This is a genomic window from Bacteroides sp. MSK.18.37 (assembly GCF_019129155.2).
GTDB classification, from domain to species: Bacteria; Bacteroidota; Bacteroidia; order Bacteroidales; family Bacteroidaceae; genus Bacteroides; species Bacteroides ovatus.
On sequence record NZ_JAHOIB020000001.1, the window covers coordinates 3,659,221 to 3,683,282 of the forward strand.

At 40.4% G+C, this 24,062-nt stretch carries 18 protein-coding genes; 9 read left to right on the forward strand and 9 right to left on the reverse strand.

The features are described from left to right. Positions 1–5: 5 nt before the first annotated feature. From KSX81_RS14350 to KSX81_RS14385, 8 genes are all read right to left on the reverse strand, one after another. On the reverse strand, positions 6–797 hold the full coding sequence (locus KSX81_RS14350) for a glucosamine-6-phosphate deaminase (protein WP_120144804.1): 792 nt from the start codon (positions 795–797) through the stop codon (positions 6–8). Beyond that, a complete protein-coding gene (nagA, locus tag KSX81_RS14355; protein ID WP_151923488.1) occupies positions 778–1,965 on the reverse strand; it encodes an N-acetylglucosamine-6-phosphate deacetylase in 1,188 nt (395 codons plus the stop codon). The genes KSX81_RS14350 and nagA overlap by 20 nt, the downstream gene beginning before the upstream one ends. 21 nt (positions 1,966–1,986) lie before the next feature. Then, positions 1,987–3,303 (reverse strand): sugar MFS transporter, encoded by a 1,317-nt coding sequence (locus KSX81_RS14360; RefSeq protein ID WP_151923487.1) that lies wholly within the window; start codon positions 3,301–3,303, stop codon positions 1,987–1,989. Between the two features lie 36 nt (positions 3,304–3,339). Further along, complete coding sequence (locus tag KSX81_RS14365) at positions 3,340–4,827, reverse strand: DNRLRE domain-containing protein (protein ID WP_118418508.1); 1,488 nt, start codon at positions 4,825–4,827, stop codon at positions 3,340–3,342. 24 nt (positions 4,828–4,851) lie between these two features. Beyond that, a complete protein-coding gene (locus KSX81_RS14370) occupies positions 4,852–6,339 on the reverse strand; it encodes a RagB/SusD family nutrient uptake outer membrane protein (RefSeq protein WP_055235185.1) in 1,488 nt (495 codons plus the stop codon). Positions 6,340–6,361: 22 nt separating this feature from the next. Further along, the gene (locus KSX81_RS14375; protein ID WP_151923486.1) at positions 6,362–9,442 is read right to left on the reverse strand and encodes a SusC/RagA family TonB-linked outer membrane protein; all 3,081 of its coding nucleotides are present in this window, start codon (positions 9,440–9,442) and stop codon (positions 6,362–6,364) included. Between the two features lie 110 nt (positions 9,443–9,552). Beyond that, positions 9,553–14,028 carry a sialate O-acetylesterase gene (locus KSX81_RS14380; protein WP_151923485.1) on the reverse strand — a complete coding sequence of 1,492 codons (4,476 nt, stop codon included), beginning with the start codon at positions 14,026–14,028 and terminating at the stop codon, positions 9,553–9,555. A gap of 96 nt (positions 14,029–14,124) precedes the next feature. Next, complete coding sequence (locus tag KSX81_RS14385; protein ID WP_055235191.1) at positions 14,125–15,270, reverse strand: xylose operon transcription regulator XylR; 1,146 nt, start codon at positions 15,268–15,270, stop codon at positions 14,125–14,127. A 232-nt stretch (positions 15,271–15,502) separates the two neighbouring features. Here KSX81_RS14385 and KSX81_RS14390 point away from each other — a divergent pair, with 232 nt between their 5' ends. The 7 genes from KSX81_RS14390 (at position 15,503) to KSX81_RS14420 (ending at position 20,883) form a co-directional block, all read left to right on the forward strand. Beyond that, the gene (locus tag KSX81_RS14390) at positions 15,503–16,009 is read left to right on the forward strand and encodes an HU family DNA-binding protein (protein ID WP_004299627.1); all 507 of its coding nucleotides are present in this window, start codon (positions 15,503–15,505) and stop codon (positions 16,007–16,009) included. Between the two features lie 117 nt (positions 16,010–16,126). Further along, on the forward strand, positions 16,127–16,297 hold the full coding sequence (locus tag KSX81_RS14395; protein ID WP_153882653.1) for a hypothetical protein: 171 nt from the start codon (positions 16,127–16,129) through the stop codon (positions 16,295–16,297). Positions 16,298–16,337: 40 nt separating this feature from the next. Further along, positions 16,338–16,970 (forward strand): hypothetical protein, encoded by a 633-nt coding sequence (locus KSX81_RS14400; RefSeq protein WP_151923484.1) that lies wholly within the window; start codon positions 16,338–16,340, stop codon positions 16,968–16,970. 28 nt (positions 16,971–16,998) lie between these two features. After that, positions 16,999–17,187 carry a DUF6930 domain-containing protein gene (locus KSX81_RS14405; RefSeq protein ID WP_149944000.1) on the forward strand — a complete coding sequence of 63 codons (189 nt, stop codon included), beginning with the start codon at positions 16,999–17,001 and terminating at the stop codon, positions 17,185–17,187. A 153-nt stretch (positions 17,188–17,340) separates the two neighbouring features. Next, the gene (locus KSX81_RS14410) at positions 17,341–18,609 is read left to right on the forward strand and encodes an ATP-binding protein (RefSeq protein ID WP_149939012.1); all 1,269 of its coding nucleotides are present in this window, start codon (positions 17,341–17,343) and stop codon (positions 18,607–18,609) included. A 103-nt stretch (positions 18,610–18,712) separates the two neighbouring features. Beyond that, positions 18,713–20,254 carry a glycine--tRNA ligase gene (locus KSX81_RS14415; protein ID WP_118418512.1) on the forward strand — a complete coding sequence of 514 codons (1,542 nt, stop codon included), beginning with the start codon at positions 18,713–18,715 and terminating at the stop codon, positions 20,252–20,254. A gap of 11 nt (positions 20,255–20,265) precedes the next feature. Further along, complete coding sequence (locus tag KSX81_RS14420) at positions 20,266–20,883, forward strand: FKBP-type peptidyl-prolyl cis-trans isomerase (protein ID WP_149939014.1); 618 nt, start codon at positions 20,266–20,268, stop codon at positions 20,881–20,883. A 91-nt stretch (positions 20,884–20,974) separates the two neighbouring features. On the opposite strand, the gene KSX81_RS14425 is transcribed toward KSX81_RS14420, so the two are convergent. Beyond that, positions 20,975–22,003 carry a LacI family DNA-binding transcriptional regulator gene (locus KSX81_RS14425; protein ID WP_217725438.1) on the reverse strand — a complete coding sequence of 343 codons (1,029 nt, stop codon included), beginning with the start codon at positions 22,001–22,003 and terminating at the stop codon, positions 20,975–20,977. Between the two features lie 179 nt (positions 22,004–22,182). On the opposite strand from KSX81_RS14425, the gene KSX81_RS14430 reads away from it, so the two are divergent. Together KSX81_RS14430 and KSX81_RS14435 are read left to right on the forward strand one after the other, a co-directional pair. Beyond that, on the forward strand, positions 22,183–23,115 hold the full coding sequence (locus tag KSX81_RS14430) for an aldo/keto reductase (RefSeq protein ID WP_004309617.1): 933 nt from the start codon (positions 22,183–22,185) through the stop codon (positions 23,113–23,115). Positions 23,116–23,130: 15 nt separating this feature from the next. Then, entirely contained in the window at positions 23,131–24,054 is a 924-nt protein-coding gene (locus KSX81_RS14435; RefSeq protein WP_004322258.1) for an amidohydrolase family protein, read from the forward strand. Positions 24,055–24,062 lie beyond the last annotated feature (8 nt).

Genomic DNA, 24,062 nt, shown 5'->3' on the forward strand with positions numbered 1-24,062 from the left:
AGAAGTTATAAATTGAGTAACTGTGCACTTTCTGTGTCCAAATATAACGAAGATTTTTCTTTTCTCCGCAATATACTGGCCGGACATTTTTCAGAAATATCTCCATGGATTGTGCGATAGACAGCTTGAGCCTTATTCTTGAAAGGCACGATGCAAAACATCCATTTGGCTTTTAATAATGCCGGTATAGTAAGAGTTAAAGCTTCCGTAGGCACCTGTTCAAGTGTCTCAAAACATTTTTCATTGACTTGTTGCTGGCGGCACACATGATCAAGTTTTACTATCTTTACTAGTTTGTGATCGTTGAAATTGGCAACATCAGGGTCGTTGAAAGCAATGTGTCCATTTTCACCGATTCCTAAACAGACAATATCAGTGGGGAATTGTGACAATAAACTGGTGTATCGTGTACATTCCTCTTCCAGATCAGTAGCATGCCCGTTTAAATAATAGACATTCTTGAAAGGTACCTTATCAAAAATACGTATTCGGAGGAAGTTTCCGAAACTTTGCGGCGCATCAGGCAGCACTCCAATATATTCGTCCATGTGAAAAGCATTGATTCTGTTCCAGCTAATTCGCTGATCGCTGATCAAGTGATGTAGAAATTCTTCTTGTGAAGGAGCTGCGGCAAATATCATATTGATTTCAGCTTTTCCTTCCAATAAATTGCATATTCTGTCAGCTACTTCTTGAGCGGCGGCTTTTCCCATTTGCTGGACGGTTGGGTAGATTTTGACAGTTAATTGATTTTGTTGAAATACTTTAGTTTCAGTTTCATTTACTATAGATAACATGGCCTTCTGATATTGTGTGAATGATATTAATTTGATTGTCGAAAATAACGATGTCCGCATCTTTCCCGGCCTCCAGTGAACCTTTTGACTTGTCGATATGGAGGATACGGGCAGGAGTAAGTGTCATCATACGAATGGCATTGATGAGACTGACGTCGGCCAGTTGTACCATTGTTCTGACCAGACGGTTAGTGGTAGCTACACTTCCTGCAAATGCGGAACGGTCAGGCATTTTGGCTACTCCGTCTTCGATGATTACTTTTTGTCCGTTAGCCAGACTTCCTAATATGGATTCTCCGTCAGGCATACCTGCTCCCCGCATGGCATCAGTACAGAGAGCTATCTTGTCAGCTCCTTTAAATTTGTAAACAAACTGCAGTAATGGTTTAGGGAGATGGATACCGTCGGCTATGATTTCCACTGTCATATCATCAATTAGGTATGCAGCTTCTACTACTCCTGCATAGCGAAAGGCATTTCTGCGTGTGACAGATGACATCGCTGAATATAAATGGGTTATATGCGTATAACCGGCTTTATATGCTTGTGTTACTTCTTCATAGATCGCATCGGTATGGGCAATAGAAGGAAGTATGTGGTGCTCTTGTAAAACATGTCCCATTTTAATAGCTCCCTCCAATTCAGGAGCGATACTCCAGCGTATAATATCTTCCGAAGATTCTAAAATGGCGTTATATTCTTCCGGTTGTGGCTTCTTCAAGTATATAGGATCTTGTGCTCCGCTTTGTTTGGGGGAGAAGTAAGGTCCTTCTAAATGTAAACCGATGAACTTTGCTCCTTTTGTGTTGAGGACTTTAGCTTTCCGATAGGTAGCAAACGTATTCATTAATTCTGTGTCAGAGCATGTCAATGTAGTGGGAACCATGGAAGTAGTTCCATATTTCGCATGAGTTTCTGCTATGCCTAGAAACGCCTCTACGGTGCCATCCATGAAGTCGTGACCACCACCGCCATGAATGTGCATATCGATGAATCCTGGTGCTACGTAATTACCGGCAGCATCTATTATTTGGTCATCGGGTTGAGGCATAAATTCATTGCTCGCTACAATTTGCCTGATTTTCTGATTTATACATATCAGTATTTTATCAGTTTCTATGCTTGTAGGTAAAATGATTTTTCCGTTGGTAATAATAAGTCTTTTCATTGTATGAAGTATGTCTTTTTATCAATAGTTTCGTTTCCAGGAATTGATTTTATGGCCTTTGGTTGCAAAGAATATCAGATAAAGGAAACACGGAATTAATATCCAGTAGCCAATGCGCAGATCATATACTTCAGCAAAATAACCGTATATCAATGGTAAAATGGCATTTCCGCAAAGTCCCATAATTAGTAGTGAAGAACCTGTCTTGGTGAACTTGCCCAGCCCGTGGATAGATAAAGGCCAAATCCCGGCATAGATTAAAGCATTCGGGAAGCCGAGTGCACAAAGCAGGAAGATGGAAATATTTGCTTGATGTCCGAATAGAGTCACGTTGAAATCAGCGAATACAACTCCGAATGAAAGCAACAATCCTAATACGGTACATATAATCAATGCCTTTGTCTGTGAGACATATTTGGGAATTATAAGGATGCCTAATATATAGCCAATCATAGTACAAGCTAATGTATATGAGGGGAATACTTTTGCTTCAAGCAAGTCTATTCCCATTGAATTGGCGTAGTTGATGATGGTATCTATAGCAATTACCTGTGTCCCTACATGGAAGAAAATAGCTAAAGCTCCTAATATAAGATAAGGAAAATCGAAAATACTTTTTTTAGAGTTATGCCCGTTCTCTTTTTCGTCAGTTGCATTTTGTTCATCTGTATTAATCTCCGGCAATATGGAATAGCGGATTCCGATTCCTGCTAATACTAATAGCCCCCCTAGTATGGCATAAGGTACAATGACACGTTGTATCAACTCGTCAAGCATGGCACTTTTAGTTATTGCATCCAATGTACCAGATTCTATGAGGCTGAAAAGTTCACTGTCGTCTGCTTTTAAAATTAAAGCTGCGAAAATGAGTGGAGAAATAATCCCGGCAAACTTGTTGCATATTCCCATGATGCTGATTCGTCGGGCGGCACTCTCAATAGGACCGATGATCGTTACATAGGGGTTGGCGGCAGTTTGTAAAATAGCCAAGCCTGTTCCAATAGAAAATAGGCCGATCAGGAATATTTCAAATTGTCGAACTAAAGCAGCCGGAACAAAAAGAAAAGCTCCTAATGCCGTCAACATAAAACCATACATGATTCCTCGTTTGAAACCTACTTTCTTCAGGAGGATTCCTGAAGGAATAGCCATGACAAAATAGGCTATATAAAAAGCAAAAGCCACGAAGTAGGATTCGAAATGGGTTAGTTCGCAAGCGATACGGAAATAAGGAATCAGGATGGAGTTCACCCATGATACAAATCCGAATATAAAAAACATTCCGGCTAGGATCGTCAGCGATATGAAATATTGCTTTTGTTTACAAGAGTTTGGCATTCTGTTTCTATTTTTATAAATGTAATGATTACTTTATTATTGAATAGTGATTTGCATAGGTATTCGTTCTGTGTATACTCCACCGGTATAGTCTTGTACTTTGAGTATAAATGTATCTGTTGTACCTTGACCGTTATGGATGTATTTTACTATACCGGCAGCCAGTTCCGCTTGTGTGAATCGAGCCGACTTGGTCATAGGAAGTCCGTTGCGTACAAGTGTGCCATTGGCGGGTAAGTGTTCTATAATAAAAATAATATTATTATCATTGTATGTATACTGTGCGTTGGGGCCGGCAGACATTTGCAGATGCACTTTGGTCAGTGTAATGATACTGCCGGCGCTGCCCTTTATCTGTTGATTATGATCTAGCTGGAGCTCACTGTCGATGGCACCCTGTAATTTGATATAGGCAGCATTAGGACTATTATTCAAATTAGTAGAAGAGGTCTCTCGCGGATATATCTCTACTTGAGAAGTACTGATTGCTTCGCCGTTCAACACTTTTAATCCAAAAGAAACTTCAGTCTCAGAATTATTATATGCATTTTGAATGTATTGTGTGATGTCGGTTTCATTCCAGGCCGTTGACAAATCGAAAATAGAGACCTCTAGTCCGAACTCCGGACGATTATTATAAGTAAGTGTTTTTTCTGTCCATTCATTTGACGTTGCATAAACGGCGCATGAAGGAATGAATGAACCAACTATTCTTTTTACATTAAAACATAGCTTGGCGGAGAAAAGATTATCTATAAAATCCACCTCTGATAATGCAAACTTGAAAAAGGTATATCTGTAACGAGAGGCGCGGTTACAAAGATAGTTCAATCTATTAGAACCGTTGTAGTTAGTATTGGCAGCGCCATGATATACATTGGCATCTTCGGTCACAGGTAAATTATAAGTAGGAGCTTGCGAGTGGTCGACATCATCCGGAATCGGGTCTGTCTCTTTTACTTTTTTAATATATAGGGGCAATTGACCTACGACATGTGCTACACCATCCTTGAAAAGATAATCTTGCCGGATGACAGCGATAGATTGTCCGTCGATTTCTTTACTATCGTTTACATAGAGTAGGAATTTGTCACTTGCTCCTTCTTTACGAGTTAAGAAAATAGGTTCTCCGGAATCACTTATTCCTTTTACGCTTTGGTCAGTTTCCATATCGATAGAACGATAAGTACCGTCAAAAGTCAGGTAAGAAAATAGATTGCGGATGACCCCCTTGGAAAGTTGATTGATTTGTTCTACTCCGGCACTTGATAATACACTTTTTATAGCATCATTAGTAGGAATGATGCGTGTTCGGTTTCCTGTTGAAATTTGTTCCTCCAGACCTGCGTATTTAATTGCTTCTAAATACATTGTCAGTGTACTTTCTTTCCCTTCTTCAAGGTACTGTATCAAAGATACCTCTTTTAGATAATCGGGATTGGTGTCTAGTTTATAATCGGTTATTAAATTACAACCGGAGAAAAGTAGTACTATAATTGATAGTATGTAATGAGTCGATTTCATATTTTCATATTTTAAATGATAAAATTATTTGTAATACTCGTTCTGCTCGATTAGCTTGCTGCGACGTAGTTCCTCTAAATGAATCGGCCATACTAGTGCTTTAGGACTCAATTCGATGACAGGAGATTCGTCTTCTCCGATATCGTTTCCTCTATTTTTAACGGCTTCAAATACTTTGCCTGTGCGGATTAGGTCAAACCAGCGATGGCCCTCGTAAGCTAATTCATATTTACGTTCGTTGAGAACGATTTCTTTTATTCCTTCCTGGTCATATTCTTCGCGATTGAGAAACTGTTCTTCGGGAATCTCGTAATCACTTCCTCCGGCTCTTTTCCTTATTTGGTTTACTAGTTTCATTGTTGCTTTACGATTTTCATCTGTATCTTCCTGATTGGCAATAGCCTCTGCTTTCAACAGGATGATGTCTGCCAAGCGAAGCATGACAATGTTACGGCTGTCAGCAGTGTAGTCAAAGCCAATTGTAAATTTGGTGACTTTGTATTTACTACCGGCTACTTCTTGTATTGCAGCTGATCTCCAAGTGCTTCCTTCAGCGTCAATGGCTTTTCCGAATCTAGGGCGAGGGCGTAAGATAGGCCATGAGCCGGCTAGATAAGTTGTTAGATTCTTTTGGTCATCTCCATCGGCAACATTGCTTGCCAATTCAAAAATCGATTCTTTACTGCGTCCGGTATTAAAGATTTGTGCATATTCGCTGGCTTGTACCAATGCTTTGAAATTTTTGTTTTTGACATCGTCTGTCGTACCGGTATATTTTTCGTCGTATAAGTTCGCTAAAGTATAATTGGTATTAGTCAATACTTTGTCAGCCATATTGATTGTTTCTTCATATTTATGTTCCCATGCATATACGTGAGCATTGATGGCATAAGCTGCTGTTTGGGTGAACGTCGTTCGTGAAGTCGAATTTTTATCAATCATGTTAGATGCATTTTCTAAATCACTGTGAATTTGTTCGACAATGTCGGCAACAGCAGCTTTGGGGAGGTCAAAACTATCGTTGGAGTCTAAATAAGGTGCTGTTACCAATGGAGCATCTCCCCAAATGCGGATAATCCAGAAATAGGTGAACGCTCGTAGGCAATAAGCTTGTCCCATTACATCATCGGCTTTTTCTGCACTTATGCCGCCTGCTTCAAGTACTTGTGGAGTAAACTTAATGACAGCATTTGCTTGTTTGATAACACGATAGTAATTATACCATGAAGCCCAAAATATATTATTATCAAGTGAATTGTTCACTACTTTATCAGCATTCACGTTAAATGCGTTGTTGTAAAATGCATCACCCCTCATTTCGCCATAGGCTAGGAAATTGATACTCAAATCCGACTGGAGTGTATTGTATCCTCCGTATAAGATTCCGTATAAGTGTGACTCTTCTTTAGGTGTGTTTTCTGCTGTCCAGGAAGTAGTCGGCTCCAACTCCAAAAGAGAACAGCTGGAAAAGCAAGTGCCTATAAAGCATATTAAAATAGATAGCATTTTCATATTTGATGGTATTTACGGATGATTAGAATGTGAAATTGACACCAAGATTATAAGAACGGCTCTTAGGGAAAGCACCGTTATCAACTCCTTGGATAAATGGTGATGTCGAAGTGTTTACCTCCGGGTCGTATCCGCTATACTTGCTCCATGTGAGGAGGTTTGTGCCGGATATGTATACATTGGCTGATTTCAAGAATACTTTCTTGCACCATTTAGGAGGAATATTGTAGCTTAATGTGATTTCTTTGATGCGTAGGAAAGAGCCGTCTTCCATGTTAAAAGAAGAAGGACGGAAGTTTTCCATTTTGTCTTGATAGCGAATCATCGGGAAGTTTGTAATGTCGCCTTGTGCTTTCCAACGTGCTAATGCGTCTTGTCCTAGATTGCTAGTTGTTCTCATGGCATTACGGGTGCGTCTCAACTCGTTCATTATTTTATTTCCGTATGACCATTGCATCATGATATTGAGTGAAACTCCTTTGTAGGAGAATGTATTAGACATACCGCCAATAAACTTAGGATTGGGATCACCGATGATGACGCGGTCATTGTCGTCAATAACTCCGTTTCCATCAATATCCTCCCAAATCATGTCACCGCCTTTAAATGGGGCACCTGTAGAGGCTCCTTTTCGTACCTGGTCTTTTTGTCCGTTGGGCAGTATATAAACGTTATCTTCATCTTTGGAGTAGACACCAAGTGCTTTGTGAGCATAGAATACTCCCATTGGTTCGCCAACTCTTCCTAGTGAGAAGTCTCCTATGATGATATCTTCATTGTTGGGAAGTTCGGTGATTTTATTCCGGTTCATGGAAATATTGAATGACGTTTTCCATTTAAATTTACCGGTAAGGTTGACCGTTTCAAGCAGAAATTCCAATCCTTTATTTTCTACACTTCCGTAGTTTCTTGGAACGGAGGAGAAACCTGTGTAATTGGGGACGGGAAAGTCAAATAATAAATCATTCGTTTTCTTTAGATACGCGTCGGCGTTGAATACTACACGTCCATTGAAGAATGAAAGATCCAAGCCAATATTATATTGAGTTGTTTTTTCCCATCCGATAATATCGTTGGGCATTGCGTTATACAAAATTTCTACATTTCCGTCATATTTGTTGGATGAGGCTGTGTAAGAACCCAATGAGGCGTAATTCGAAATTGTCTGATTACCTGTTACACCGACGCTGGCTCTGAACTTAGCATCACGTAATATCTTTTTCGCAAAGTTCATAAATTTCTCGTCGGAAAAGCGCCACCCGATAGAGGCTGATGGAAATGTCCCGAATCGTTTGTTCTTTCCGAAACGGGAGGAACCGTCGCTTCGAAGAGTGGCTGACGCGAGGTAACGTCCTTTCCAGTCATAACTGACACGCCCGAAGAAAGAGAGTAGTGCCCTTTCTGATTCGCTTCTAGATATGTTGGTGTAAGTAGAGGCATTTTGAATGGTTATAACAGATTTGTCAATATAGCCGTTTCCGTTTAAAACGATTGCTTCTGTTCTGTCTTGTTGGAATGATTGTCCGAGTACTACATTTAAATGATGAGATTTGATTTTTCCGTTATATGACAGTGTGTTTTCGTTTAAAAAACTTTGGCTTTCGCTCTGCCGGAACTTGCCATTATCGCGAGCTGGTGTATTGGAATCGAATTCCTTAGGCATGAAACTGTCTTGATTGGTTTTGCTGATATCTCCGGATACACTGACTCTTAGGTTAAGACCTTTCGTTAGATTTATCTGTATATATTGGTTCATTGTCAACCACCTGCGTTTAAAGTGTATAGGAACTTTGGTCGCTACAGCCAGTGGGTTACGTTGTTCTTTTACTCCTAGCCAGTCTACCACTTCACCGGTTAGAGGATCGTATGGAGAGAAACAAGGATTAGTGAACAAGGCGGCTCTTAATGCACTGTAATTGTTGCTTCCTGAAGAGAGGATACGGGTATAATCCATGTTACTGAAAGAAACTTTAGTTCCTGCAGTGATACGTTTCCCTACCTTGTAAAGGAAATTGGCTCTCAGATTAATTTGGTTGTATTTCGTATTAATAACTACTGGTTTAAGATCTCGATATCCGGCTGATACTCCATAAGAGAAACTGTCACTACCACCGCGTACACTTACATCGTTACGGGTTTGGTATGCTGTCCGGAATATTACGTCTTGCCAATCTGTCGTGCGATTGTAGTAGGGATGGAATGGATTGACAATCCAACCTTGTTCGGCAACCTGGTAATTGTTTGCGCGTGCTTCTTTATATGCTGTACGAAATTGCTCGGCGTTCATTGCATCCAGCTTGCGTGAAATGGAGACGACGCTTGACGTATGGCTGACAGTGACAATAGGCTTTGACTTTTCAAACTTGTTTCCACCTTTGGTGGTGATCATAACAATGCCATTGGCGGCACGTGAACCGTAAATAGCTGCTGAAGACGCATCTTTCAGCACTTCGATAGATTCAATGTCGCTTGGGTTGATACCGGCTATGGGACTAAACGTCGCATCACCGTCGATGGAAGAAATATTCTCGCTTTCAATAGGTACGCCATCTACAATATACAGTGGTTCACTACCTCCGTTAATGGAAGACGCACCGCGAATTTTAATCGATGAGCCGGCTCCGGGTTCACCGGAAGTTGACACAATTTGCATGCCCGGAATCTTTCCTTGTAAAGCTGTATTGATATTCCCACCGGAATTAGAGTCCAAATCTTTAGAAGAGATAGTCGTGATCGAGCCAATAATATCTCGCTTGGCTTGAGTTCCGTAACCTATGACCACAACGTCATCCAGTGAATTATAATCTTCTTCTAATTCAATCATATAACTGGTTTTATTTGCTTCCAGTTTGACTATCTTCCTTTTCATTCCGACATAACTTATTTCAAGTTCTTTGTCGGATTGTCCAACGTAAATAGCGAATTTTCCATTAACGTTGGTTACAGTTCCCCGCTTTGTTCCTTTAATAAGGACATTTGCTCCGATGATCAGCTCTTGGTCACTTTTCCCTTTTACGATGCCGGACACTTTTCTATCTTGTGCAAACAGGCTCATGGAACAGGCGGTGATTCCAATTAGTAATAGAAGGATTTTGTTTTTCATACAGTAAATTTGAATTAAACGATTTAAGTGCTTTATATCTTTTACGTAAGCTCACAACAAAAGTAAAGGATTTAGTGCTCTTTAGTTAGTGGAAATACGCAAATCAATCCTCATTTTACGCTAAAGATATTCTGGGAATTCCTCATTTCTTGCAAAATAGTAGAACCTGGCACTAATAACTCCATGGCCCAAAGAGCACTTAATGCTGCATATTTGGAGACAGCCAAAGACTCTCCGTGTACGGCCTTAGGATAAGCTTCTGATAAACGTTTCATGGAACTGAATGAACTTTCGGAACCGAATGCCCAGATATATTTCAATAAAACAGCCCGTAATTCCGGTGAATCTTGGATGTATTCTCTATAGTATATTAGTGGTAAGGCATTTAAAGTACAACGTCCTCCTCGTAAGTACATCTCATTCTCACGTCCTTTTAATAAAGGCGGGAGGAAAGTCCGCCTCAGGTTGTCATCTATAATTTTATTCAGGTTATCATCGTGTAGTGCAAGGCGTACCCAGAACAAGGCTTCTGCTTGGTAGTAGCCCGAGGCAGGGTATGTTGCTTTGACATAATAATTGGCATTGCGTTTTGCAATTGCTTGGTATTGCATTTGAGTAGAGTCTTTCTGTAAGATTCCCATGCAGAGTTGAAAAGCTAGAATATCTGCTCCTACCCAGGATGGTCCTGTTTGTATTTTCTTTTTCCCATATTTGCCCAATCCGTACATTCCTTCGTTAGCATGCCCTTTTGCAAACTCCTGGGGGTGACTTTCTCTCAATGAAGCAGAACGTATACTGTCTATATAAAAAGTTTCCGCCCAATTAAAGAAGCGTGAACACAACCTCTGATATCTTCCTTTTCGTACAGGATCTGTTATGTAGCGTAAGGATTGTGCGATAGCAAGGGCTATTTGTCCACCATCTGCAACATTATATCCGCCTGAATGTTCCAAATATCCCATGGGGAGTTTGCCGTCTTCGGATTGTCTGTCAGCTAACATGTCATAAAACCGAAAGACGCAATTTTCTATTTCTTCAGAAGTTACGATTGGTAAAGTATTATTGCTTTGTGCGCCACAATGTTTCTCTTTTTGTAAGAAATGCAGATAGGCAGACATGGCTCTTACTCCGTAAGCATCTCCGAAATAATGATGACTGATACGCCCGTCCGGGTAAAATTGTTGGTTGCGTATCAGATGTTTGAACGCATAAAGCATTGCTTTTTCTACGTCAACCGAATCACAGAAAGTATCTGTTATTCCTCCCTCATCAGTTGTTAGCGTTATTTGCCAATTGAAATGCTGAAAAGGAAAATCTTCCGGTATTTCAGGAAGAACGATGTCGTATTCTTTGGTTCTCAGGGGAGTAATTATGATATTACTCTCTTTGCATAATAATTTTCCGGCAATCTCAATATGTAGTGTACCGGTCATTGTTTGGTGTAAGGGGTTCTTGATGGTAACACGTAATTGTGGAAATGTACCTTGGGTTGTTGTACAGGTATTTAGTTTGGTTGCGATGATTCTAGGTTTCTTCAGGAGATAGTTTGCCATGTTGGAAAGGGCCTTCCGGCTTTCTTGGTTCTTGAGGACTGTTGCTGGCGGAAGATTGAATGTTGCCACCGCCGAACCTTTATATTCTCCTCCGGCATATAACTCAAGATTAGCAATCGGTTGCTCAGCTTTGGGAGAGGAAAAATGGGAATGAATTGGAATAATACGACTTTCGCGTTTCTTTTTTGTATCATATTTGGAACTGACGTCAGTTCCCATCTTACTGCCGGGATAAGGTTGAAAATTATTTCGTTCTCCCCAAAATGGATCGAATAGCCAGGTAGGGAAACAAATGTTATTTTCTTTAAACGGAATTTCCATGGGTTTCAAGGCGGAGGTAGGAGCATAAATATCTTTTTTGTTTTTGGCTAAGGATAAGCTGCTGACTGCCCAATGCATTTCTTTCTCGCGCCATACAGTTAATAAATTCACACCGAGGGATATTGTTCTGATATTTTCAGGCCGCAATAATCTATAAGCCTCATTGGGGTTGTTATAATCTTCAGGTACAAAATCTGCGAATGAAATAGTATATTTATCCCATGTATTGGTTAGTTTGATAAAGTTGTACCATCTTTTTTCTGCATTGTCAACTATTTCTATCGCTAGTAAATCCATATATGGAGAACCTTTCGCATTGAATGTTAAAAGTGAGAGTTCCGGCTTGGCTTTATCTTGAACGGGTATCTTTATCATTGTACTATGCATGGCTTTTCTTGTCGTAGATAATTCTAAAGCTTCTTTTCCATTAGGTAATGTGATGATGTTGATGATTGCTTTCTCCAAAGAACCGGCCTTAAAATCCTTCTTTTCACGACTTATTTGATAAGAAGATCGATCGGAGAACTTAATTAAAGGGACTTCATCGGTAGCTTGTGGGGTATAATCGAATCCTTTGTCGCCAACTAAGATAATATTGCCGCCGTTTGATAAATAGCGATTAATGGCTATTCGGCTTTCAGGTGGGAGTGGAGTTTCTCCGGATAATAACAGCAAAGCCCCCTTATCTATGGAAAGTGTATTTAGTTCGGCTCTTGTCAGAAATGAAGGCTCAATGTTATTAGCGGCTAATTCATTTTTAAAGGTAAGAGTATTGAACTTGTTACCATATATTGCAATCTTTTCTTTATTGTATATGTATTGGAGTACTTTTTGTGCATATCGTTCTCCTAATGTAATACAGCTTTCTCTGCTGAAGTGGGAATCGGAAAGATCTCCTCTGGATACAAGTTCATCAGCCTTGACGTAATCTGTGTATGGTATATGTTTATTGATCTGACGAATCATATTGTTGAAGTTTTGTGAACGGGAATGTTGAGTCTTGGAATCTATTCTCCAGTGCCCGAGTTCTCCTGCAATGAACCAAAGATTAGGCTCGTTGAGATCTTTTCGGAAATTAGTAATCATTTCTCGAAGTCTGCATGGATATTTGGAAGGATTACTCCAGTCTTCATCAGGAGAGATTGACCTGTCGTCTCCTTCTCCCTGATGCCATAATATTGCCTTTATTCTTCCCCATTTTTGTGCTTCTTTCGCACGCTCGATAGCGGCCTCATAAAGTCCGATGCCGCTACCTTTTGTCCATTCGGATATAGATGTCCCCCCTCTTCCGTTCACGATCATGCCGATTTTGGAATGAATGTGCCGACTTAGATAATGAGCAAATCCATACGAAGGGCTTATTTGTTGTACGCTGATATCATTACGTACAGAAGAATATTTGTTGAAAGGGTTTGATGCAATTTCCCATTTGAGTGCGGGAGTGAGCAGGAAGGTATTGTCCACAGGTTTTAAATCACCTTTTGATTCATCCATATATCCTCTTCCACACATATTGGATTGTCCTATACAGATGAAAATATCCAGTGGCGGGAGGATTTCATAGATTATTCTATAAGTGTTGCTGTTTTTTCTATCTCCGCTTATTATTTGTATATAGCTTGTTCTTTCTTCCTTTTTGCCGGTCAAGGATTGAGGAGGAGTAATTTTAACTTGTTGATTAGGATTTTCTTTTGTAATGGAAATTAGAGGCGTTTGTTGCTTGTAATTATAAGGTAAGTAGTAACGGTATTCTTTTTTCCCCGGTTTGAAAAATTCTATTTTTTCTCCGTCTATTGAAATCTGTTTTATTGTAGTTGTTGAAGTAATAGGGGCTTTTATGAAATGAATACTGTAATTTAAGCTTTCTCCCTTATTTTTTACGGAAATAATCGTTGTCTGTTCTCTATCGTTTGGTGATTGTTGATTGGAACTTTCTATATTTACTTTTGCGCTTTTTACGAACGGGCAGGCTTCTACGGAAGGTATTGCTTTCGCATCTGCTTTCAATTTTACTGTATAATTCAATTGATAAGGAGAGAAGTTTTCAATCGTAGAACCATTAATGTTTATATCGGATAATAAAATGTGATCTTTGTTTAGTTGAGTGATTTCAAGATAAGGTCTATATGTCTTGTTGTTTTCTTTCGATTTGAAAACAACAATATCACCTTTTCCCGATTCATCTTTTATATTAGTGCTGTCACAGATCTCCAATGTGATAAGATTGCCTTTGAGATGACTGTCTCTTTGGAGTTTTCCGGTTAAATCCCAAGTTATCCATTTCCCGTCAGCCGGCACTTCTCTTGTATTTGTAATAAATTTGTTTTTCCCCGTTTCCTTATGTGTGTTGTAACAAAGGTCGTCTTCTGCCCATGAAGTACTATTCGTTAAAGAAACGTTCAAGATATGTTCTCGTTTACTATGACTTTTTCCGTATATATGCAATTTGATACTTTGTATCCATTCCGGATTTGCAGACATTTTGCTTAGGTCGAATTTGAGATAAGTCGTGTATTGATATACTTTTGCCTTATTATAATAACTTTTCAGTTGTAAGGGATCATCTAATCCCTGCACACGGTCATACTTCGCTTTATTGTTTCCACCATGTATGTAAGTATCATCGGTTGGATAGATACGTATTGTTTTTTGAGCTGATAATAGTTGGAATATAAAAAATAATAGTCCGGTTGCTAGAAAGATTCGTTTCATAATATCAAGATATTTGATGTTTACTTGGCAAAAGTGCGGAATTACTGGAATATTATTCAATCTAAATCCGAAAACTAATCTTCAGAAAACGAAAGGTTATCTCTGGCTAGTCTTCTTTTGGCGATATTCAAGTGGTGGGCATCCTTTGTATTTTTTAAAGACACGTGAGATATTATTGTAATCCTTAAAGCCGACTTCTATGGCTAAATCGGCTAATGGTCGGTCGGTTGTGAGTAGTAAGTCTGCAAGATGATTACACCGGCAATTCAGAATATACTGGTATATGGAAGTGTTCAGTGCATTTTTGAATTTCACTTCAAAGTTTCTGCGGGATAATGGAATATTTGCAAGCAGAGATTCTATGGTCAGGTCGGAACTGTAATGGGTTTCTATGTACTTCACAACCTCCAGTATGTAGGGATCTTTGATATTGTGCTTTTCCGTAGATTGTCGCAATTCGATACGGATAGGGTTGATAACAATATTGAAAGTACCCTCATGTTCTTTCTTTATTTGTCGGTGGACCAGTCTGCCGATAGAATATCCTCCCTTTTCTACTTCGAGCTCTATGGATGAAATGGGAGGGTCGGAAATGTTACACATCAGTTCGTCGTTGTCCACACCTAATAAGGCAATATCCTCCGGAATCGGTATATTCGTCATTTTGCAAGTTTCGGAAATGAACAAGGCATGTGCATCATCACAACAGAATAAGGCAACAGGCTTGGGAAGTTCCTGTAACCACCGGCTGACTTCCATTCGTATTTCATCTTCTTGTTTATCCGATTCGAAACTGAAAAATTCGCCTCCGATACGTTTTACTTCCTGCCGATACCCTTCGCAACGTTCGTCAGACCAAACCACCCCTTTAACACCGAAATAAGCAAAATTGCGAAACATTCTTTTGGCAAAAAACTGGGCTGCCATTCTTCCCGTTCCTTTATAGTCGCCTGTCAAATTAGAGTAAGTGACGCTCCGGTGATGATAGTTTTGTAGTACTACCGGAATATTCAGCTCCTTCTGCAAATCGATCGTATCATTATTCCACTGACCGATAATGGCGTCGGCTTTCCATTCTTTCGCCCATTTCAAAATGCCTTGTTCACCATGCATTGCGCTATAATAAGAAGGTAGCCGGTAAAAGAGCCAGGGGCCGTTTTCTTTGGAGTATTGGACAAGTCCCCGTAGCAGTTTCCTGTCAAATTCGCTTGAATAGTCTATCAATAGAAGAATCTTAATCATAGTTCTATGTTTTTCTTTAGTATAATGTAGTGATGCACAAATATAGAAGAATTCCTTTGTTTTCCTATAATAAAGACTTAATTTTGTTGCAGCCAACACTTATCTGACACCCGGGTCTCATGAGCACTGACACCCGGGTGTTGGTATGTCTGAGACCCGGGTCTCAATGGTGTTGACACCCGGGTGTCAAATAGAACGCGAGTATAAACGAAAAAAGAAAGGAGTATAGACGATGGCAGTGCCTTATGTAGTGAGAAAAAAAGCCGATTTAACATCGGGAGAAAGAAAAGAATTATGGTATGGTGTACCCAAAAAACTGATAGATCCGATTCGGAATAGAGAATTTGCCGAGTACATGGAAAAACGGAGTGGATTCCATCGTGGGCAGATAGATGGTATATTGACGGAAATGGTTGATGCTATTCGTAGTTTATTGTCTATCGGACAGCCGGTTACTATCGAAGGACTTGGCACATTCCATACGTCACTGACCAGTCCGGGATTTGAACGCCCCGAACAGGTAACTCCGGGAAAGGTGTCCGTTTCACGTGTCTATTTCGTGGCTTGTCCTGAATTTAGCCGGGAAGTGAAAAAAATGAAATGTATGCGTATTCCTTTTAATCTGTATATGCCCGAAGAGATGCTTACCAAAGAAATGAAGAAAGCGGACCGGGAGCAGGAGCGGGAAGAATATGACCGTATGGTGGCACCGGAAATCGATGAAGAAGTTCAGGAATAAGATAAATTAATACTCGAGAGCAGGTTGGAGGTTTCTATAGCAGAAAAAAATAGTAAAGTTAGGGAAACCGATAAATTTATTGTTTATTTGTAATCAAATAAAATTTGGACTAAAAATATGATACTTACTGATGAAATGTTTGAGGCTGCGTTTCGTTTTCGCAGCATTTGTTTATGGGAAAAACTAACTGACAGTGATGTGTTCGCTTTTCGCTTGTCGGATGGTGAGACGGGTTATTGTAGCGTAATGGGCAATGCAGGTGAGCATTTCTCCCTTGGATTCTATTAGAGGCAAGAAAGGTTTTTCAACCTATTTGAAGACTTTGAAAATGGGCAGCCAGCAAACTTTTGGCTGCGAGACGTTTGAAGCTGTGATGACTTTTGACTGCATTAATTGTGACTTTGTGGCAGCTTCTGCTTTGGATGATGCGACGAAGAAAATAATTCGCAGATATACCACTGACGCTGGTCTGAAGATTTGTCGTTCCAAAGGATGGCCGGATTTTACTCGGTTTCAACCGTACAAGGTGCAATATGGCATTACATGTGAGAAAGATGCTCGCGACATTACTGAAGCACTTCGTGCAGCAATTGCTGTGGATGAGCAGTTGGCAATGCATAAATTTGAAACCCTTGGGTTCGACATCAAAGGGGCTTATCCCACGATGAAAGGGGGAAAACTTGTTCCTTACCTTATTCCTGCCGCTGACGGAACATACGAATGGAGTACCGTTAAGTTGCCTGCTTTTGTGCAGGACAGGTATGCTGTGGTGAAGTTCGAAAATGATATACTCACAAGTATGGTGAAGTCTCTTCCCGCATCTGGCGTTTTGCAACTGCGGATTGTTCATGCACCTGCTCCTGTAGAGAGCAAAGTGGATGAGGTTCCTTATTTTCCGGCTATATTGCTTTGTATAGATGCGAATTCTGAATATCTGTTCCCTGTTTTTTTGTGGAGATGATTTCGAGAAAAGTCCTGTGTTAATGCTTATGGAACTTGCTGAAATTTTTCGTCGGAATGCCGGTAAACCTCAAAGAATACAAGTGGAAGATGCTAAAACCGAAGCACTTTTGGAAGATTTCTGTCGCCAATGCGACATTGTTCTTGCCCGCGAACAAAATCTGCCACTACTTAATGAGGCTTGGGCTTCTCTTTTGGACAGTTTTATGAACTATTAGAAATATCGGATGTAGGGATAACACAAATACAGAAGAATTCCTTTTGTGGAAGAGCCGGAAATCGACGAATAGTTGAATAAAAAACAATATTGTCTTGTTAATTGAACAGAATTAGATTATATTTGTTCAGTGGTTAGAACAATATCTTGAAATATGATTAGAAGAGAAATACTAAAAGAAGTTCTATTAGATAATAGAAATGAGGTGGTCAAACATCAAGTTATACCTCGTAGCTTTCAGTTTGAAGAGTTTGGAAATTATGTATTTGTAGGTATCCGGCGAGCAGGAAAATCATTTTTACTTTATCAACGGATACAGGAACTTTTGCATAGTGGGCATACTTGGAATGAAATGCTATATGTGAACTTTGAAGATGAACGTTTGATTGGAATGACGGCGGCAGATTTAAATCTCATACTGGAAGTACATGCCGAGATGTCAACAGACAGGCCGATGCTTTTCTTGGATGAAATTCAGAATATTGATGGTTGGGACAAGTTTGTTCGGCGATTGGCTGATAATAAATATAGGGCTTATGTGACAGGAAGCAATGCTAAAATGCTTAGTCAGGATGTAGCTACCACTTTGGGGGGACGATACATTACAGTACATGTATACCCTTATGATTTTAAAGAGTTTCTTTATGCTAATGGGGTTGAAGTTACAGAGAATTCTTTGTTTGCAACAGAGAGCCGGGCAGAAATAAAGCGTATATTCAATGATTATTTTCGTTCCGGTGGTTTTCCGGAAGGGGCATCGCTTGCCGCAAAACGGGATTATCTGACAAGTGTTTACCAAAAGATATATTTAGGAGATATTGCTGCAAGACATTCCATCGAAAATACTTTTGCTTTACGCATCCTTTTCCGCAAATTGGCCGAAAGTATAAAGCAACCGGTTTCGTTTACTCGTATAACTAATATTGTTGCTTCAACCGGAGTGAAAATATCGAAGAATACTGTCATTAACTACATGGAATATGCCAAAGATGCTTGCTTGCTGATTCCTATACAAAATATTGCGGATAAATTGGTGGAGCGTGAAACTAATCCGAAATATTATTTTGCGGATAATGGCATTCTCAATTTGCTTCTTTTGGATGCTGATACCTCGTTGCTTGAGAATTTGGTTGCTGTGACACTATTGCGGCGTTATGGGACGGACGATGCTGTATTCTTTTATAATAGAAATGTAGAGGTTGATTTTTATTTGCCTGATACAGGAGTGGCTATACAGGTCTGTTATACCATGAATCTCTCTGATGAGACTTTCCAACGGGAAGTTCAGGCATTAGTAAAATTGAATAAGGTATTTGAATGTCGGCAGTTATTGATAATAACGTATGACGATGAAGAACGGATTGAGTTGGAAAAATGTGCGATTGAGGTAATACCGGTTTGGAAGTGGTTGTTGGGTAAATAAGATAAATTAATACCCTCCCTGTCTTATTTATGAGATAAATCCCTATCTTTGTGGCACTTTTTACGAAAAAAGCAAATTCAAATTAATAGATATAGAAAAGAAAATGGCACAAGAAGACGTTTTTAAGAAGCTTGTATCGCATTGCAAAGAGTATGGTTTCGTATTCCCTTCGAGCGATATCTACGACGGACTAGGCGCTGTGTATGACTACGGTCAGATGGGCGTTGAATTGAAAAATAACATCAAGAAATACTGGTGGGACAGCATGGTGCTGTTGCACGAGAACATTGTCGGTATCGACTCTGCCATCTTTATGCATCCTACTATCTGGAAGGCTTCCGGACACGTAGACGCATTCAATGACCCTTTGATTGACAATAAAGACTCTAAGAAACGTTATCGTGCTGACGTGTTGATCGAAGATCAGCTGGCTAAGTATGACGATAAAATCAATAAAGAAGTAGCGAAAGCTGCCAAGAGATTCGGCGAATCTTTTGATGAGGCTCAATTCCGTTCTACCAACGGACGTGTATTGGAGCATCAGGAAAAACGTGACGCTCTTCACACTCGCTTTGCTAAAGCTCTGAACGATGGTGATTTGGACGAATTGCGCCAGATCATTATTGATGAAGAAATCGTATGCCCGATCTCCGGTACTAAGAACTGGACAGAAGTTCGTCAGTTTAATCTGATGTTCTCTACTGAAATGGGTTCTACTTCTGAAGGAGCAATGAAGATTTACCTTCGTCCGGAAACTGCACAGGGTATTTTTGTAAACTACCTCAATGTACAGAAGACGGGTCGTATGAAAGTTCCTTTCGGTATCGCACAGATTGGTAAGGCTTTCCGTAACGAGATCGTTGCCCGTCAGTTCATCTTCCGTATGCGTGAGTTCGAACAGATGGAAATGCAGTTCTTTGTAAAACCGGGAACTGAACTTGACTGGTTCAAGAAATGGAAAGAAATCCGTCTGAAATGGCATAAAGCTCTTGGCTTCGGCGATGCAAGCTATCGTTATCACGATCACGATAAACTGGCTCACTACGCAAATGCCGCTACTGATATCGAGTTCTTGATGCCGTTCGGATTCAAAGAAGTGGAAGGTATCCACTCTCGTACTAACTTCGACTTGTCTCAACATGAGAAGTTCTCCGGCAAGAGCATCAAATATTTCGATCCGGAACTGAACGAGTCTTATACTCCGTACGTTATCGAAACTTCTATCGGTGTTGACCGTATGTTCCTTAGCATCATGAGCGCATCTTATTGCGAAGAGCAATTGGAGAATGGTGAAAGCCGTGTGGTTCTGAAATTGCCTGCTGCTTTGGCTCCGGTGAAACTGGCAGTTATGCCGTTGGTAAAGAAAGACGGTCTGCCTGAAAAAGCCCGTGAGGTTATTGACAGCCTGAAGTTCCACTTCCACTGCCAATATGACGAAAAAGATAGTATCGGTAAGCGTTATCGCCGTCAGGATGCTATTGGTACTCCGTACTGTGTAACAGTCGATCATCAGACATTAGAAGATAACTGCGTGACATTGCGTAATCGCGATACCATGCAACAAGAGCGTGTAGCTATCTCTGAACTGAATAACATTATTGCAGACAGAGTAAGCATCACTTCTCTATTGAAAACTTTACAATAAACCTTTGACGAATGAGTAAAAAGATCTATTTATTCTCCTTAGTATTGCTGGCTCTTGCGTTCACTGCTTGCAGTGAAACGGAAACAGTAGACAAGTATGATAATTGGCGTTCACGCAATGAATCATTTATTGATTCTTTGGCAAATGTGTTTGAAGCGGGAACTGACCCCCTGTTACTACGGATTAAAGTGGAACAAGGCAATGATTATATTTATTATAAGACGAAAACTCCGATTACTGTGAATAGCGTACATACGGAAGTTCTCGGAGAGAAGCCGACATCCACAGCGGTTGTGAAGGCTTTCTATAAAGGTACGAATATATTGGGTGAACGTTTCGATGGTTTTGAGGGAGCTGATCCGGTGGATGGAGATTCGAATGCCTCTCAACCAGATACCCCTCCAGTGTCATTCGATTTGTCAGGTAACGTAATAGAAGGCTGGAAAGAAGCGATACCTCATATGAAAGTTGGTGAACGTTGGTTGATATATATACCTTGGAAATATTGTTATGGCAGTACTGGAAATAGTAATACAACTCTCATTCCTGGTTATTCAGCTTTGATTTTTGATATTCAACTGCTTGATGCAGATAGTATTCAGAAGAAGTCGGAGCCGTCAAAAGATTAAAAAATATATTGTTATTTAAGAAAAAGTTATTTGATTGTTTATAGAACGTCAAATAACTTTTTCTTTTTAGGTATAAATCGTGTCTTGTTTTTTATTTTTTCTTATCGTATTTTATACTACTCTCCCTAATCTGCAAATGTGTCGGAATCGTCACCTGCTTGATAGTCTTATCTCCTTTTATCTGATCGATAAGTAGTTGGCAGGCAGTTTCTCCCATTTTATAGGTCTGATGTGATACTGCTGATAATTTCGGTTCCACATAATTAGCATGCTGCTCGTCTGTATACCCGATGATTGCCACATCATTCGGAATCCGGAGGTCATGGTTTTTGATAACTTCCATTGCTGCGAAAGCCAATGTGTCATTCATGGCAAGAATAGCATCCGGAGGCTGTGGAAGTGACAGTAAAGTTTCTGTGGCAATCTTGCCTTCCTCATAATCAATCTTCCGGCAGACTACCAGCTCTTTTTCGATCGGAATACGATTCTCACGCAAGGCTTCCAGATAGCCATGTTTTCTTCTCTTTACAATATCCAGATGATTAGCTCCTCCGATAAAAGCTACCCGCTCGCTTCCATTATCCAGGAGATGTTGTGTAGCCATCTGTGCGAATTGTGCCCCGTCTGCTATCACCGATGAAAATTGGTCGGTCAGGCAAACACGGTCGAACAGGATAAGTGGCATATTAATGTCTTTCAAGGCGGAGATGTGGGAGAAATCGGTTGTTTCTTGAGACAGACAGGCAATGATACCTTCCACGCGCATATTGACCAGATTCTCAATATTTCTTTTTTCGTGCTCGTAAGACTCATGTGAGGTCGTGATAATCACGAAATATCCGTTGGCAATAGCCATATTCTCTATTCCATTCAGAATTGATGCAAAGAAATGAGTGACAATATCCGGGACTACCACTCCAATGATACGTGGCGCATTTTTCCGCAGGCTCATGGCAAAAGGATTGGGACGGTAGTTCATCTCTTTAGCCAGTGCCTTTGCTTTAGTACAAAGTTCACGGCTGATTTCCGGACTATCTTTTAGTGCCCTGGATACAGTAGGAATTGATACCCCCAATGCTTGGGCGAGATCTTTGAGTGAAGTATGTTTCCGGTTTTCCATTTGAAAGTCTGCAACTTAGATTCTTTTTACAAAGAAAGCACATTCCCGGAAAATTAAGAGCATCTGAAGCAATATTTTTTACGTAAACCGTTACGTTGGTTTTTCGACCGCTCTCTGCTGCACTGAAACTATTACTGACCTATTTTTGTCGCATACAAAATGATTTAAAACCTAAAAGTATGCAATACCATGAAATCGGAAAGACAGGGATGAAAGTATCATCTCTTAGTTTTGGAGCTTCTTCTTTGGGAGGAGTTTTCCATGATTTGAAAGAAAAAGAAGGAATTCAAGCAGTGTTTACTGCTGTTGAAGCAGGAATGAACTTTATAGATGTGTCTCCTTATTACGGACATTATAAAGCGGAAACTGTTTTAGGGAAGGCGCTTAAAGATCTTCCTCGCGACCGTTATTACCTTTCTACCAAAGTGGGACGTTATGGAAAAGATGGAGTGAACCTGTGGGATTACTCTGCAAAACGTGCGACAGAAAGTGTATATGAGAGCATGGAGCGTTTAAATATAGATTTTATCGACCTGATAAATGTGCACGATGTGGAATTTGCCGATTTGAATCAGGTAGTTAATGAAACTCTGCCTGCTTTGGTCGAACTGCGTGAAAAAGGAGTGGTAGGACACGTTGGAATTACCGACTTGCAACTTGAAAACCTGAAATGGGTAATTGACCATTCACCAAGCGGTACGATTGAATCTGTGCTTAGCTTCTGTCATTATTGCCTGTGTGATGATAAATTAGCAGACTTCCTGGACTACTTCGAATCCAAAGAAATCGGCGTGATTAATGCTTCTCCCCTTTCAATGGGACTGTTGAGTGAACGTGGTGTTCCTGCCTGGCATCCGGCTCCCAAACCCTTGGTAGAGGCTTGCCGTAAAGCAATGGAACATTGCAAAGCTAAGAATTATCCGATTGAGAAGCTGGCTATGCAGTTCTCCGTCAGCAATCCCCGTATAGCAACGACTTTATTTAGTACAACTAATCCGGAGAATGTGAAAAAGAACATCGCTTTCATCGAAGAACCTATTGACTGGGAACTCGTTCGGGAAGTGCAGGAGATTATCGGAGAGCAGAAACGTGTAAGTTGGGCAAACTCATAAAACAGCGTCATTCGTATGGACTATACAATTATTGATGCGCACGCCCATCTGTGGTTACGGCAGGATACTGTTGTGGACGGATTGCCTATCCGGACTTTGGAAAATGGCCGTTCGGAATTTATGGGAGAAATCCGGCAAATGGTTCCGCCCTTTATGGTAGACGGTGTGAATAGCGCGGAAGTTTTTCTTTCGAATATGGACTATGCGCAAGTGGCTGCGGCTGTCATTACTCAAGAGTTTATTGACGGTATTCAGAATGATTATTTGTCGGAAGTCGTTTCCCATTATCCCAACCGTTTCTTTGTTTGCGGAATGTGTGAGTTTCGTAAACCTGGATTTTTGGAGCAGGCGAAAGAGCTTATAGCCAAAGGTTTTAAGGCTATAAAAATCCCTGCCCAGCGCTTGTTGTTAAAAGAGGGACGGGTAATGCTGAATAATGAGGAAATGATGCAGATGTTTCATTCTATGGAAGAACGGAATGTCATGCTTTCCATCGATTTGGCTGACGGAGCAACACAGGTTTCCGAAATGGAAGAGATTATTCAGGAATGTCCCCGCCTAAAAATAGCTGTCGGACACTTCGGAATGGTGACACGTCCGGGCTGGAAAGAACAAATCCGCCTGGCACGTCATCCTAATGTGATGATTGAATCCGGCGGAATCACCTGGCTTTTCAATGATGAATTTTATCCTTTCAAAGGAGCAGTGAAAGCCATTCGGGAAGCGGCGGATTTAGTTGGCATGGAGAAACTGATGTGGGGATCGGACTATCCGCGCACCATTACAGCAATCACCTACAAGATGTCATACGATTTTGTGGTGAAGTCTTCCGAGTTGACGGAAGAGGACAAAAGACTCTTTTTGGGAGAAAATGCCCGGAACTTCTATAGATTCACGGATCTCCCCGTACTTCCTTACATCAAGAACATGTCCGAATGATAGAGAAA

What these genes read in the sequence shown, in the direction of transcription:
- KSX81_RS14420 (WP_149939014.1), top strand. Translation starts at nt 20,266, where the DNA reads ATGAGTAAAAAGATCTATTTATTCTCCTTAGTATTGCTGGCTCTTGCG.
- KSX81_RS14425 (WP_217725438.1), bottom strand. Translation starts at nt 22,003, where the DNA reads ATGGAAAACCGGAAACATACTTCACTCAAAGATCTCGCCCAAGCATTG.
- KSX81_RS14370 (WP_055235185.1), bottom strand. Translation starts at nt 6,339, where the DNA reads ATGAAAATGCTATCTATTTTAATATGCTTTATAGGCACTTGCTTTTCC.
- KSX81_RS14430 (WP_004309617.1), top strand. Translation starts at nt 22,183, where the DNA reads ATGCAATACCATGAAATCGGAAAGACAGGGATGAAAGTATCATCTCTT.
- KSX81_RS14415 (WP_118418512.1), top strand. Translation starts at nt 18,713, where the DNA reads ATGGCACAAGAAGACGTTTTTAAGAAGCTTGTATCGCATTGCAAAGAG.
- KSX81_RS14375 (WP_151923486.1), bottom strand. Translation starts at nt 9,442, where the DNA reads ATGAAAAACAAAATCCTTCTATTACTAATTGGAATCACCGCCTGTTCC.
- KSX81_RS14360 (WP_151923487.1), bottom strand. Translation starts at nt 3,303, where the DNA reads ATGCCAAACTCTTGTAAACAAAAGCAATATTTCATATCGCTGACGATC.
- KSX81_RS14390 (WP_004299627.1), top strand. Translation starts at nt 15,503, where the DNA reads ATGGCAGTGCCTTATGTAGTGAGAAAAAAAGCCGATTTAACATCGGGA.
- nagA (WP_151923488.1), bottom strand. Translation starts at nt 1,965, where the DNA reads ATGAAAAGACTTATTATTACCAACGGAAAAATCATTTTACCTACAAGC.
- KSX81_RS14365 (WP_118418508.1), bottom strand. Translation starts at nt 4,827, where the DNA reads ATGAAATCGACTCATTACATACTATCAATTATAGTACTACTTTTCTCC.
- KSX81_RS14395 (WP_153882653.1), top strand. Translation starts at nt 16,127, where the DNA reads ATGATACTTACTGATGAAATGTTTGAGGCTGCGTTTCGTTTTCGCAGC.
- KSX81_RS14385 (WP_055235191.1), bottom strand. Translation starts at nt 15,270, where the DNA reads ATGATTAAGATTCTTCTATTGATAGACTATTCAAGCGAATTTGACAGG.
- KSX81_RS14350 (WP_120144804.1), bottom strand. Translation starts at nt 797, where the DNA reads ATGTTATCTATAGTAAATGAAACTGAAACTAAAGTATTTCAACAAAAT.
- KSX81_RS14400 (WP_151923484.1), top strand. Translation starts at nt 16,338, where the DNA reads ATGGGCAGCCAGCAAACTTTTGGCTGCGAGACGTTTGAAGCTGTGATG.
- KSX81_RS14410 (WP_149939012.1), top strand. Translation starts at nt 17,341, where the DNA reads ATGATTAGAAGAGAAATACTAAAAGAAGTTCTATTAGATAATAGAAAT.
- KSX81_RS14405 (WP_149944000.1), top strand. Translation starts at nt 16,999, where the DNA reads ATGGAACTTGCTGAAATTTTTCGTCGGAATGCCGGTAAACCTCAAAGA.
- KSX81_RS14435 (WP_004322258.1), top strand. Translation starts at nt 23,131, where the DNA reads ATGGACTATACAATTATTGATGCGCACGCCCATCTGTGGTTACGGCAG.
- KSX81_RS14380 (WP_151923485.1), bottom strand. Translation starts at nt 14,028, where the DNA reads ATGAAACGAATCTTTCTAGCAACCGGACTATTATTTTTTATATTCCAA.